The 12,503-nt window shown below is 65.4% G+C and carries 11 protein-coding genes; 9 read left to right on the top strand and 2 right to left on the bottom strand.

Features of this window, described 5'->3' with window-relative positions; all coding sequences use genetic code 11:
• The first annotated feature begins 1 nt into the window (after window position 1).
• The 4 genes from AB7245_RS20180 (at window position 2) to AB7245_RS20165 (ending at window position 2,919) form a co-directional block, all read left to right on the top strand.
• Window positions 2-760, top strand: a complete 759-nt coding sequence (locus AB7245_RS20180; RefSeq protein ID WP_439034764.1) for an amino acid ABC transporter ATP-binding protein — start codon at window positions 2-4, stop codon at window positions 758-760.
• Between the two features lie 19 nt (window positions 761-779).
• Window positions 780-1,574, top strand: coding sequence for a transporter substrate-binding domain-containing protein (locus AB7245_RS20175; RefSeq protein ID WP_071914695.1), 795 nt, complete (start codon window positions 780-782; stop codon window positions 1,572-1,574).
• 68 nt (window positions 1,575-1,642) lie between these two features.
• A complete protein-coding gene (rpiB, locus tag AB7245_RS20170) occupies window positions 1,643-2,089 on the top strand; it encodes a ribose 5-phosphate isomerase B (protein ID WP_085402833.1) in 447 nt (148 codons plus the stop codon).
• 104 nt (window positions 2,090-2,193) lie between these two features.
• Complete coding sequence (locus AB7245_RS20165; RefSeq protein ID WP_439034763.1) at window positions 2,194-2,919, top strand: sulfite exporter TauE/SafE family protein; 726 nt, start codon at window positions 2,194-2,196, stop codon at window positions 2,917-2,919.
• Window positions 2,920-2,925: 6 nt separating this feature from the next.
• Here the strand turns inward: AB7245_RS20165 and AB7245_RS20160 are convergent, their stop codons facing one another.
• Both AB7245_RS20160 and AB7245_RS20155 read right to left on the bottom strand, forming a co-directional pair.
• Window positions 2,926-5,004 carry a putative bifunctional diguanylate cyclase/phosphodiesterase gene (locus AB7245_RS20160; protein WP_439034762.1) on the bottom strand — a complete coding sequence of 693 codons (2,079 nt, stop codon included), beginning with the start codon at window positions 5,002-5,004 and terminating at the stop codon, window positions 2,926-2,928.
• On the bottom strand, window positions 5,004-6,161 hold the full coding sequence (locus AB7245_RS20155; RefSeq protein WP_439034761.1) for an ABC transporter substrate-binding protein: 1,158 nt from the start codon (window positions 6,159-6,161) through the stop codon (window positions 5,004-5,006). The genes AB7245_RS20160 and AB7245_RS20155 overlap by 1 nt, the downstream gene beginning before the upstream one ends.
• Window positions 6,162-6,362: 201 nt before the next feature.
• On the opposite strand from AB7245_RS20155, the gene radA reads away from it, so the two are divergent.
• The 5 genes from radA (at window position 6,363) to AB7245_RS20130 (ending at window position 12,342) form a co-directional block, all read left to right on the top strand.
• Window positions 6,363-7,811: a DNA repair protein RadA gene (radA, locus tag AB7245_RS20150; RefSeq protein ID WP_439034760.1), complete on the top strand. Its 1,449-nt coding sequence runs from the start codon at window positions 6,363-6,365 to the stop codon at window positions 7,809-7,811.
• 166 nt (window positions 7,812-7,977) lie between these two features.
• Window positions 7,978-8,607, top strand: a complete 630-nt coding sequence (locus AB7245_RS20145; protein ID WP_439034759.1) for a CvpA family protein — start codon at window positions 7,978-7,980, stop codon at window positions 8,605-8,607.
• Window positions 8,608-8,636: 29 nt separating this feature from the next.
• Window positions 8,637-10,142, top strand: a complete 1,506-nt coding sequence (purF, locus tag AB7245_RS20140; protein WP_063983721.1) for an amidophosphoribosyltransferase — start codon at window positions 8,637-8,639, stop codon at window positions 10,140-10,142.
• Between the two features lie 217 nt (window positions 10,143-10,359).
• Window positions 10,360-11,100, top strand: coding sequence for an SDR family NAD(P)-dependent oxidoreductase (locus AB7245_RS20135; protein WP_439034758.1), 741 nt, complete (start codon window positions 10,360-10,362; stop codon window positions 11,098-11,100).
• 78 nt (window positions 11,101-11,178) lie between these two features.
• Window positions 11,179-12,342: a hypothetical protein gene (locus AB7245_RS20130; protein WP_439034757.1), complete on the top strand. Its 1,164-nt coding sequence runs from the start codon at window positions 11,179-11,181 to the stop codon at window positions 12,340-12,342.
• Window positions 12,343-12,503: the final 161 nt, after the last annotated feature.

Genomic DNA, 12,503 nt, shown 5'->3' with positions numbered 1-12,503 from the left:
CATGCAGAAAAACCCCTCCTCCTCCGAACCGATCGTGTCGCTCCGCGACGTGCAGAAGAGCTTTGGCCCGCTCCGGGTGCTCGATGGCGTCTCCTTTGCCGTCGAACGCGGCGAGGTGCTGGCACTGATCGGCCGCTCCGGCTCCGGCAAGAGCACGGCGCTGCGCTGCATCGACCGCTTCGAGAAGGTGGACGGCGGCGAGATCGTTGTGTGCGGGCATCGCGTCGACCGCCCTGATGTCGATCTGCGCGCGCTGCGCCAGGACGTCGGCATTGTGTTCCAGAGCTACAATCTGTTTCCGCACCTCACCATCGAACAGAACATCACGCTCGCCCCCTGCGCCGTGAAGGGCATGGCCACCTCGCAAGCCAGGGACCTCGCCCGAAAAGTGCTCGCGCAGGTCGGGCTCGACGAGAAACTGCACGCCTATCCCGAGCAGCTCTCGGGCGGCCAGCAGCAGCGCGCGGCGATCGCCCGCTCGCTCGCGATGCAGCCGAAGGTGATGCTGTTCGACGAGGTCACCTCCGCGCTCGATCCCGAGCTCACCGGCGAGGTGCTGAAGGTGATCGAGCAGTTGGCGGCGGACGGCATGACCATGGTGATGGTCACCCATGAGATGGGTTTTGCCAAAGGCATCGCCGACCGGATCGTCTTCATGCATCGCGGCAAGGTCCACGAGACCGGCCCCGCCTCGATCCTGACGTCGCCGGCGACGCCCGAACTCACGCAATTCGTGGGCACTGGAAACTTAAAATCATAACAGGAGAGGAGAACCAAGGATGACAAACAAGACACTGCTGGGGACCGCCACCGCGCTGTTCGGCCTCGTCATGATATCAGCCACGCCGGCATCGGCCGATCTGCTCGACGACATCACGCAGGCCAAGAAGATCCGCATCTCGACGGACGTCGCCATTCCGCCCTCGGGTATGATGGACAGCAGCATGAAGCCGACCGGCTCCGACGTCGAAGTGGCGCAACTGCTCGCCAAGGATTGGGGGCTCGAGCTCGAATTCATCCAGACCACCGGCGCGACACGCATCCCCAACGTCCTGACCGGCAAGGCCGACATCATCATCTCGACCTTGTCGGTGACGCCCGATCGCGCCAAGGTCATCGACTTCACCAAGCGCTATGCGACGCTGCAATCCGACGTCGGTTGCCTGAAATCCTCGACCGTCAAGGACTGGCCCGACTTGAAGGACAAGTCGATCGGCGTCTCCCGCGGCACCACGCAGGACACCACCCTGTCCAACATGAAGGACAAGGACCTCAAGATCTCGCGCTACGACGACGACGCCACGATGGTGACGGCGGCCGTCTCCGGCCAGGTCGACTGCGTCGCCTCGTCGGCGACGATCATCAACCAGATCGGGGTGAAGAACCCGTCGCGCGTGTTCGAATCCCGGATCCCGCTGGCGACCTTCGACCTCGCGATCGGCCTGAAGAAGGGCGAGCAGCGCCTGATGGACAAGCTCAACGCCTGGATCACCGAGAACGTCAAGAACGGCAAGCTCAACGCGATCTACAAGAAATTCCACGGGGTCGAGCTGCCGCCCGACATGCGCAGCTGAAACCAGGGAAAATCGTGGCAGCCGCGAAGCGGCTGTCACGACCAACATAAAATCAAGAAGGACATCACATGCGTCTCGTCATCGGATCCGACCACGCCGGCTGGCCGCTCAAGCAGACCGTTATCGATCACATCCGCAGCCTCGGCCACGACATCGTCGATGTCGGCTCCCATGACGACAAGCCGGTGGACTTCCCCGACATCGCGCGGGCCGTGGCTCAGAAGGTGACGTCAGGCGAAGCCGCACGCGGCATCATGGTGTGCGGCACCGGCGTCGGAGCCTCGATCGCAGCCAACAAGATGAAGGGCATCCGCGCCGCGGTTTGCCACGATGTTCATTCCGCCCATCAGAGCGTCGAGCATGACGACGTCAACGTCATGTGCATCGGAGCGCAGATCGTCGGCGCCTGGCTCGCCGTGGATCTGGTCTCGTCCTATCTCTCGGCCGAGTTCTCGACGGACGAGGATTTTCGCCGCCGCGTCGAGAAGCTGCGCATCATGGACGAGCAAGGCTGACGGCCGGCCGGGATGGCATGCGCTGAGCGATTGGTTCCCTCGCCTGGAATGGATCGCCCGCATCGCCGGCCACGGCTAAACTCTCCCGATTCGTGGAGAGCACCTTGGCCTTTCTCTTCGTCCTCATCGTCGGCCTGATCGCCGGCACCGTCTCAGGCATCGTCGGCACGGGGTCGTCGATCATGCTGATGCCGGTGCTGGTCTATGCCTATGGGCCGAAGGAAGCCGTGCCGATCATGGCGGTCGCCTCCGTGATGGCGAATTTCTCGCGGATCCTGGCGTGGTGGCGCGAGGTCGACTGGCGTGCCTGCGCGGCCTATTCGGTGACGGGCATTCCGGCCGCCGTGTTGGGCGCGCGCACGCTGCTCGCGCTCCCCTCGCACGCCGTCGATCTCGCCATCGGCGTCTTCCTGATCGCGATGGTGCCGGTGCGGCACTGGCTGGCGCGGCACGATCTCAAGGCCAATCTCTGGCACCTCGCGATCGGCGGGGCGATCATCGGCTATCTCACCGGCATCGTGGTCTCGACCGGCCCGCTCAGCGTGCCGCTGTTCCTGTTCTACGGCCTGTCCAAGGGCGCCTTCCTCGCAACCGAAGCGGCCTCCTCACTCGGCCTCTATTTCGCGAAGTCCGTGACCTTCGAACGTTTCGGCGCGCTGACCGCTGACGTCTTCATCAAGGGCCTGATCGCAGGCTCCTCGCTGATGTCGGGCGCCTTCATCGCAAAGCGCTTCGTGCTGCATCTCAAGCCGGAGATGTTCCGCGTGGTGATGGACGCGATCATGATCGCTGCGGGCCTCTCCATGCTCTGGAACGCAACGCAGTCGTAATCGCGCTCAGGCGGCGAATTCGGGCGCGATCGACGGGCTGCCGGCGAGGACGCGGCTTGTCTCAGTTGGTACCGCCTGCTTTTCGAGCCATTGCAGCACGGCGTCGAGCGGCTGCGGCCGATGGTAGTGATAACCCTGCCCGAGCATCACGCCCATCTCGCGCATGGCGTCGGCCTGCTCGGGCCGCTCGATGCCTTCCGCGACGAGCGTCAGCCCTAGCGTGCCGGCGAGCGAGGCGATGACGCCGACGATCGCCTTGTCTTCCGCGCTGTCAGGGATCTCGCTGATGAAGGCTTTGTCGATCTTGACCTTGTCGAGCGGGAACCGCCTGAGATGCGCGAGCGAGCTGTAGCCCGTGCCGAAATCGTCGAGCGCGATGGTTGCGCCCAGGCGCCGCAGGCGGTGCAGCGTCTCGGAGGCGCTGGCGATGTTGTTGATCAGCGAGCCCTCGGTGATCTCGAGCTCCAGCAATGATGCCGCGACATCGAAACGCGCGCAGGTCGCGCGCAGCTCGGCAGCGAGCGAATGGTCGGCGAGCTCGGACGGCGGCAGGTTGATCGCGATCCGGATCTGCGGCCTGCCGGCGGATGCCAGTCGCTGCAACGCGCGACAGGCATCGGTCAGCACGTAGCGCGTCAGCCGCGCATTGTTGCCGCTGCGCTCGATCAGCGACAGGAATTCGCCGGGACCGATCAAGCCAAGTTCGGGATGGCGCCAGCGGATCAGCGCCTCGAGGCCGACAACGGCCTGGCTCCCGAGGTCGACCTGGCTTTGATACCAGACCTCGAACTGCCCCTCGGCGAAGCCCGCGGGAATGGCGAGCTCGAGGTCCCGGCGGCGGCGATAGTCGCGCTGAAGCGCTTCGTCGAGCACAGCGACGGTGCCCGGCGCCTTGCTCTTGGCATGGTAGAGCGCGATGTCGGCGAGCGCCGGCAAATGCGACAGCTCGGGATCGCCGGCGCGGCGCACGGCAAGGCCGATGCTGGCGCGCGGCACGACCTGCTTGTCGTGCAGCCGGATCGGCTCGGAAATCGCATCTAACAGCTGGCGCGCGAACGCCTGAGCGGTCGCTTCATTGCTGACCTCGGGGCGGATGACGACGAATTCGTCGCCGCCGAGCCGGGCGACCCAATCCTGCGGTTCGACCGCATCACGAAGGCGCTCGGAGATGTGCACCAGGAACTTGTCGCCGGCATCATGGCCGAAGGTGTCGTTGATGCCCTTGAAGTCGTCGAGATCGATGAAGCAGAAGGCGATCAGCGAGTCCGGCGAGCCGGCATCGCCGCTCAGGGTCACCAGATGCTCGGACAGCGAGCGACGATTGGGCAGGCCCGTGAGCGGATCGTGCGCGGCCATGTGCCCGAGCCGGTCGAGCGCCCCCGACGTCGTGTGCTGCATGGCGTTGAAGGCACGCGCGAGCTGGCCGAATTCGTTCGTCGATTTGATGTCGGCCGGATAGGCGCGCCCGTCCTGCTTGCTGCGCTGGATCGCCGACATGATCGCGGTGAGCGGCTTGCCGATGAAGATGTTGGCCGAGATCCGCATCGCGATCAGGGTGGCAAATGTCGCGAGCAGGCCGACCACCAGCAGCAACATCAGCCGGCTGCCCGTGTCCGTGTAGACCGTCGCATAGGAATAGGCGATCGCGATACGACCGGCCTGCACGGCGATGTTGCCGTTGCTGTAGCGGATCGGACGCGAGACTTCCGATACCGCCTGGTCCGCCGGCCGCGCCACCACGCGGGCGATCGCGACGCCGGTGTCGTCATAAACGGCCGCCGCGGCAATGGTCTCGTCGTGCATGATCTCGTTGAGGACGCTCGTGACCTGATCGTAGCGCATCTTCCAGAGCGGCTCGGCGATCAGCTCGGCGCGGCTCTCGGCCGTGCGGGCAATGCGCGCGTCGAGCTGCCTGATCTGCGACCAGAAGCTCGATGCCTCGACGCCGGCGGAGGCGAGCAGCTGCACCACCAGCAGCACCGGCACGGTGGCCCAGAGCATCGCGCGGACCACCGAGCGCGAGCGCGACGGCGCCGCCGCCTGCTGCTTGCGATCCGGATCGGTCATGTCGTCACCGTTTCGCATCAGTCAGCAGCGCCTTCCGGAAGCGTCAGCGAAGAGATGAGCGCATCGATGGAGAAATCATACTGGCCGCAGCGCCCCGCTCTCGCCCTGAAGCGCGCGAAATCGATCCGATCGAAGGCGCGCGTCTTGATGAGGTCCCCGACCGCAGCGAGATTGTCGCGCGTGATCGCAGACGTCTTGGCCTCGACGCGGGGCGATGCGGCCGCGAAGTCGCAGCCGTCGGCGTAGTCGCGCAGGAGGACGATCGACCAGCCGCCGAGCAGGAAATGTCCGCCATCGGTCATGAGCAGACGGCCCGCCTTGATCTCGCGCAGCGCGTCCTCCGACCAGTTGAGGCCGACCAGCTGGATGTTCCGGCCGGGCGTGAGGCCGGCAGCGACCACCGCGCGAAGCGCGCCGAGCGCCATCGGATCGTTTCCGGCCCAGATGCCGGCAGGCCGGATCTCCTTGCGCGCGGCCCAGCTCAGATAATTCCTGGTGACCTGCTCCGCCTCCGACTGGGTCCAGTTGGCGAACAGCATCCGGTCCACCACCACGTCGGGCGCGGCGTCCACCGCGAGCTTGAGACCGGCGTTGCGGGCGATCGAGGCCGGCGTGATCTCGTCGCCGCCGATGCCGAGAATGTGGATCTTGCCGTCCGGGCTCTGCCATTTCTCGGCGCGCGCCACTTTGATCAAGGCATTGGCCATCCTCGCACCCGCGGTCTGGAGATCCGTCGTGATGTCGCCGAGCCAGGTCTTGAGCTTTTGCCGGGGCGGTCCGAGGCGCGCGGCGTCGTCGCCGATCAGCGTGTTCGAGAGCAGCAGCGTCTTGACCCCGGCGGCCTCGGCCGCTTCCAGGATGGGAACGGCAGCGGATTCCTCATTCGACAGGATGAGGAAGTCCGGCTTGTCGGCGCGTGCCACCACGCCGAAGCCAAGCTCCTGCATGGTGCGGTAATTCCGCTCGCTGGTCAGCACCTCGACATGCGCGTCGAGCTTGCGGCCCGCGGCCTGCATGGTCTGCGCGACCATGTCCCAGTAGACCTCGCCGGTCTTGCCGGGGTTGACGAAAACGATGTTGAGACGCCCGGCGTCGGCCGCAACGGCGCCGCCAACCGGCAGAAGAAAGCCGCAGGCCATGCCCACGGCGAGCATTATCCGCAAGACTACCGTCATTCGTTTCGCCATCCCGTATCGGTTTCGAAACTGGACCTGCGTCCGCTAACATTTGGCAAAGTCCGGAACGGCGCGGCGGCGTAGAGCTAACAAAGGGTGTATCGGCTGCGGTGAATTGGGCTAATGGGGGTGCCGGCGATCGCCGTCTCGCCCGTCATTCCGTGCTATCAGCAAACCTGAAACCCTCGACTCGCTGTCCCCATGGCCAAGAACACGCTTTCCTTCGTCTGCCAGAACTGCGGCGCGGCCTATAACCGCTGGCAGGGCAAGTGCGAATCCTGCGGCGAGTGGAACACGCTTGCCGAGGAGGACACGACCGGCAGCGTGCCGGTCTCGATCCGCTCAAAGCGCAAGGGACGGACGTTTGCGCTGGAGAGCCTGTCGGGGAAGACCCAGGACGCTCCTCGCCTGTCCTCGGGCATGACCGAGCTCGACCGCGTCACCGGTGGCGGCTTCGTCCGCGGCTCGGTGCTGCTGGTCGGCGGCGATCCCGGCATCGGCAAGTCGACGCTGCTAACGCAGGCCACCAGCATGATGGCGCGCGCCGGCCACCGCATCGTCTACATCTCCGGCGAAGAGGCGGTCGCCCAGGTGCGCCTGCGCGCCGAGCGGCTCGGCCTGTCGGACGCGCCGGTGCAGCTCGCGGCCGAGACCTCTGTCGAGGACATCGTCTCGACGCTGTCGGAAGGCGCGGTGCCGCGGCTGATCGTGATCGACTCGATCCAGACCATGTGGACCGACACGGTGGAATCCGCGCCCGGCACGGTCACCCAGGTGCGCGCCTCGGCGCAGGCGCTGATCCGCTTCGCCAAGAAGACGGGTGCTGCCATCATCCTGGTCGGCCATGTCACCAAGGACGGCCAGATCGCCGGCCCCCGCGTGGTCGAGCACATGGTCGATGCGGTGCTGTCCTTCGAGGGCGAAGGCTCCCAGCAATTCCGCATCCTGCGCGCCGTGAAAAACCGCTTCGGCCCGACCGACGAGATCGGCGTGTTCGAGATGAGCGGCCTTGGTTTGCGCGAGGTCACCAATCCCTCCGAGCTGTTCCTGTCCGAGCGCGATCTGGGCACGCCGGGCACCGCAGTCTTCGCGGGCATCGAGGGCACGAGGCCCGTTCTGGTCGAATTGCAGGCCTTGGTGGCCCCCACCTCGCTCGGCACCCCGCGCCGGGCCGTGGTCGGCTGGGATCAGAGCAGGCTCTCCATGGTGCTGGCGGTGCTGGAGGCCCATTGCGGGGTCAAGCTGTCCGGCCACGACGTCTATCTGAACGTCGCAGGTGGCCTGCGCATCCACGAGCCGGCGGCCGATATGGCCGCCGCGGCCGCACTGGTTTCATCCCTGGTTAATGCGCAGTTACCCACCGATGCTGTCTATTTCGGCGAGATTTCGCTCTCCGGCGTCATCCGCCCGGTGGCGCAGACCCCGGCCCGGCTCAAGGAAGCGGTCAAGCTCGGCTTCAAGCGCGCCGTGCTGCCCGAATCGGCCCGGGGCGGCGATGCTGGCGGCGACGCCGGACTGTCCCTGAACGCGATCAACAGCCTGACGACGCTGGTGGCCGAGATCGCGGCCCGGGGCTCCCGCCGCGGCGAACAGAGCCCTCCGGCGGAGAAAAATGCCACACCGGCAAGATTCCGCCGTGGAGAGGGTTAGGCGGAGGTGACGTCCTCCGCCCCCGCCGCTATACAGCCGTCACAAAAGCAGCATGGGATTGCGTGGTTGCGGCCTTGCCGGGAACGCCGTCTGGCCCTCACTTAGGGCCACGGCCAAACACCGATTCGCTGAGCACCTTTGAAGTACGAGCGGACCCGACCAGCCGATGCCAGTAACACTCCTCGACCTGATCCTGCTCGGTGTGATGCTGATCTCGGGCCTGCTCGCCATGGTCCGCGGCTTCATGCGCGAAATCCTGTCGATCGCGGCCTGGGGCGCTGCGGCGATCGTGACGCTGTACGCGTTCTCGAAGCTGCTGCCGACCGCAAAGACCTATTTCAACAACGACACGGTGGCGAGCGTCGTCGTGGTCGCCGGTGTGTTCGTCGGCACCCTGGTCGTGGTCTCCGTGATCACGGTCCGCATCTCCGACATGATCCTGGATTCGCGCATCGGCGCGCTGGACCGGACCCTGGGCTTCCTGTTTGGCCTCGCTCGCGGGCTTTTGATCGTCGTGGTCGCGTTCCTGTTCTTCACCTGGCTGGTGCCGGACAAGCAGCGCCCGGACTGGGTCACGGGGGCCAAGTCCCGGGTGGTGCTCCAGGGAACCGGCGATTGGCTGATGGCCCTCTTGCCTGACGACCCCGAGAACACCATCTTGAAGAGATTCAAGAAAAACAAACCAGATGATGATCAAGCTGATTCCGAGCAGCAGCCTTCGGGCAGTGGCGACGGATACAGCAAACCTGCTCGTGACAGCCTCAAGAAGCTGATCGAGAAACCTGCGGCGCGTTGATTAGGCCCTAAAAGAGAGGCGCGGACGAGATGCGACACCCTGACCAGGACGCCCAACTTGATCTCGGCCCAGCCGCGCTAGAGCTTCAGGACGACTTGGAGGGCGATACGCTCCGCGAGGAATGCGGCGTCTTCGGCATCTATGGCCACCCTGACGCCGCGGCCATCACCGCGCTCGGCCTCCACGCCCTCCAGCATCGCGGCCAGGAAGCCGCCGGCATCGTCTCTTACGACGGCAGCCGCTTTCACTCGGAACGACGCCTCGGCCTCGTCGGCGACACCTTCTCCCGCCGCGAGGTGATCGACCGCCTGCCCGGCAATATGGCCGTCGGCCATGTCCGCTACTCCACCACCGGCGCCACCATCCTGCGCAACGTGCAGCCGCTGTTCGCCGAGCTCAATGCCGGCGGCCTTGCGGTCGCCCACAACGGCAACCTCACCAACGGCCTGACGCTGCGCCGCGAGCTCGTGAAGAACGGCGCGATGATGCAGTCGACCACCGACACCGAGGTGATCCTGCATCTCGTCGCGCGCTCCCGGCGCAGCCGCTTCATCGAACGCTACATCGACGCCCTGCGCGAGATCGAGGGCGCCTATGCATTGGTTTCGCTGACCAACAAGAAGCTGGTCGGCGCGCGCGATCCGCGCGGCATCCGCCCGCTGGTGCTCGGCGAGCTCGACGGTTGTCCGATCCTGACCTCGGAGACCTGCGCGCTCGACATCATCGGCGCGCGCTTCATTCGCGACATCGAGCCCGGCGAAGTCATCGTGTTCGACGAGAACGGCCAGGACATTCACAAGCCGTTCCCGCCGATGGCGCCGCGCCCCTGCATCTTCGAATACATCTATTTCTCCCGTCCGGACTCCATCGTTCACGGCCGCTCGGTCTACGAAGTGCGCAAGGCCTTTGGTGCGCAGCTCGCGCGCGAGAGCCATGTGCCGATCGACGTCGTCGTCCCGGTGCCGGATTCCGGCGTGCCCGCCGCGGTCGGCTACAGCCAGCATTCCGGCGTGCCGTTCGAGCTCGGCATCATCCGCAACCACTATGTCGGCCGCACCTTCATCCAGCCGACGCAGGCGATCCGCGAGTCCGGCGTGCGCATGAAGCATTCGGCCAACCGCGCCGCGATCGAAGGCAAGCGCATCATCCTGATCGACGACTCGCTGGTGCGCGGCACCACCTCGAAGAAGATCGTGCGCATGATGCGCGATGCCGGCGCCAAGGAAGTGCATTTCCGCCTCGCCTCGCCGCCGATCCTCTATCCCGATTATTACGGCATCGACCTGCCGGATCGCGGCGGCCTCCTGGCCGCGACGCATTCGCTGGAGGAGATGCGCGAGATCATCGGCGCCGACTCGCTCGCCTTCCTGTCGATCGACGGCATGTATCGCGCCATGGGCGAGCCCGGCCGCGACCCCGCCAATCCGAAATTCTCGGATCATTGCTTCACCGGGGCGTATCCGACCCACCTCACGGACCAGACCCAGACCGAGCAGCAGCCGCGGCAACTCTCGTTGCTGGCGGAGGCGAGCTAACGGCGCGACCGCGACGATGCAGCTGGCCATCGCCATTCTCTGCGGAGGGCTTTTGGTCGGCTTCATCGTCTTGCCTTCAGGCAGGGCATGAAGGTGCCGCCTGACAGCTCGGGGAACGGCCCGAACAATAGTACCAATATCCAGTAGGGCTGCGGCGGGAGCTCGAGGGCAGAAATTCCGGGCTTGTCCCGGCCATCCACGCCTGTAAAACCCCGCCATGACAAAACCCCTCGCCAACCGCATCGCTCTCGTCACCGGCGCCTCGCGCGGCATCGGCTTCGCCACGGCCAGGGCGCTGGCCAAGGCCGGCGCGCATATCGTTGCGACGGCGCGCACGCAGGGCGGGCTGGAAGAGCTCGATGACGAGATCCGGAAAGACGGCGGCAGCGCCACGCTGGTGCCGCTCAATCTCACCGATTCCGACGGCATCGCGCGGCTCGGGGCCGGCCTGCACGAACGTTATGGCAAGCTCGACATCCTCGTCGGCAATGCCGGCGTGCTCGGCCCCTCCTCGCCGGTCGGCCACATCGAACTGAAAACTTTCACCGACGTGATGGCGGTCAACGTCTCCGCGAACTTCCAGCTGATCCGCTGCATGGAGCCGCTGCTGAGGCAGTCCGATGCCGGCCGCGCCGTGTTCATCACCTCGGGCGCCGCCAACAAGGCCACCGCCTATGTCAGCCCCTACGCCGCCTCCAAGGCCGCGCTGGAAACGCTGGCCCGCGCCTGGGCGCAGGAAACCGCGAACACGCCGCTCCGTGTTAACCTGTTCAACCCGGGCCCGATCCGTACCCGCATGCGCGCGACTCTGATGCCGGGCGAAGATCCGGCGACGCTCGACACCCCCGAACAGGTCGCCGAGTTCATCGTGCCGATGTGCACGCTCGGCTGGACCGAAACCGGCAAGTTCTACGACTACAAGACCCGCACGCTGATGAGCTTCCGCTCGCCGGCCTGATTGACTCGCGCGCCTCCCCGCGATTGACTGCCCGCGCCCAAGCGGCAGCAAGCCGCAAGCCAAAAAAGGGAGGTTGCCATGGCGCCGTGGCATGATCGCGCAGGGCTTGTCTGTACAAGGCTCGGCCCTGCGCTCGTACGAGTCTCTCACGCCTTCTCCATCCTGATTGCAGCCATCGCGTTCGTGCTTCCAGGCACGGCGACTGCGGGCGACGTCCCGACCTTCGCGGTCGATGCCTCCTGGCCAAAACAGCTACCTAACAACTGGATCCTCGGCCAGGTCGGCGGCATCACCGTCGACTGGCAGGGCCATATCTGGGTGATCCATCGCCCGCGCTCGCTCACCGATGACGAGAAAGGCGCGAGCCTCAACCCGCCGCGCTCAAAGTGCTGCGTGTCGGCGCCTCCCGTGCTCGAATTCGACACCGACGGCAATCTGCTGCGGTCGTGGGGCGGTCCGGGCGAAGGCTATGAATGGGTCGGCCGCGAGCACGGCATCGAGGTCGACGAGCGCGGCTTCGTCTGGGTCGGCGGCAACGCCGACAACGACAATGCCATTTTGAAATTCACGCTCGACGGCAAGTTCGTCGCCCAGATCGGAAAGATCGCGCCGAGCCTCGGCAGCAACGACACCACGCAGCTCGGCAAGCCCGCCGAAACCGCGATCGACAAGGCGGCGAACGAAATCTACGTCGCCGACGGTTATGGCAACCGCCGCGTCATCGTGTTCGATGCGACGACGCTCGCTTACAAGCGGCACTGGGGCGCCTATGGCAACAAGCCCGATGACAACAAGCAGGCGGCGTATGATCCCAAGGCGCCCGTCTCCCAACAATTCGGAAATCCCGTCCATTGCGTGAAGCTCGCCAATGACGGTCTCGTCTACGTCTGCGACCGCATCAACAATCGCATCCAGGTGTTCAAAAAGGATGGCACCTTCGTGAAGGAGTTCTTCTTCGAGAAGAACACCCTCGGCAACGGCGCGGTGTGGGACATCGCGATCTGGCCCGATCCGAAGCAGACCTATTTGCTCAGCGCCGACGGCGAGAACAACGAGATCCGGGTGATCAAGCGCGAGGACGGCAGCGTGGTCGGCAGCTTCGGCCACAACGGCCGCAATGCCGGGCAGTTCCACTGGGTGCATGCCATGGCGATAGACGCCAAGGGTAACGTCTATACCGCCGAGGTCGACACCGGTAAGCGCATCCAGAAATTCAAGCTGACCTCGGACGCGCTCAAATAGCGTCTCAACACACTTTGCCCAAAGGTTAACCGACGGATGACGCTACGCCGCAGCGTCATCCGGCTTTAGGCGCATTGCCGCCAGCCGTGGGACACGGTAGAGCGATCAGCCGGAACAAGGCTCCGCAAGAGAGCCGTCCGCATATTGAAAATGGAGGAGAC

Origin of the sequence: Bradyrhizobium sp. 604_D8_N2_3 (genome assembly GCF_051810765.1) — a bacterium.
Lineage (GTDB): Bacteria > Pseudomonadota > Alphaproteobacteria > Rhizobiales > Xanthobacteraceae > Bradyrhizobium > Bradyrhizobium barranii.
This window is presented reverse-complemented; position numbering and strand designations above follow the sequence as displayed.

Coding starts and splice junctions, on each gene's coding strand:
- AB7245_RS20180 (WP_439034764.1), top strand. CDS start 2: ATGCAGAAAAACCCCTCCTCCTCCGAACCGATCGTGTCGCTCCGCGAC.
- radA (WP_439034760.1), top strand. CDS start 6,363: ATGGCCAAGAACACGCTTTCCTTCGTCTGCCAGAACTGCGGCGCGGCC.
- AB7245_RS20130 (WP_439034757.1), top strand. CDS start 11,179: ATGGCGCCGTGGCATGATCGCGCAGGGCTTGTCTGTACAAGGCTCGGC.
- AB7245_RS20145 (WP_439034759.1), top strand. CDS start 7,978: ATGCCAGTAACACTCCTCGACCTGATCCTGCTCGGTGTGATGCTGATC.
- AB7245_RS20155 (WP_439034761.1), bottom strand. CDS start 6,161: ATGACGGTAGTCTTGCGGATAATGCTCGCCGTGGGCATGGCCTGCGGC.
- AB7245_RS20135 (WP_439034758.1), top strand. CDS start 10,360: ATGACAAAACCCCTCGCCAACCGCATCGCTCTCGTCACCGGCGCCTCG.
- AB7245_RS20160 (WP_439034762.1), bottom strand. CDS start 5,004: ATGCGAAACGGTGACGACATGACCGATCCGGATCGCAAGCAGCAGGCG.
- rpiB (WP_085402833.1), top strand. CDS start 1,643: ATGCGTCTCGTCATCGGATCCGACCACGCCGGCTGGCCGCTCAAGCAG.
- purF (WP_063983721.1), top strand. CDS start 8,637: ATGCGACACCCTGACCAGGACGCCCAACTTGATCTCGGCCCAGCCGCG.
- AB7245_RS20175 (WP_071914695.1), top strand. CDS start 780: ATGACAAACAAGACACTGCTGGGGACCGCCACCGCGCTGTTCGGCCTC.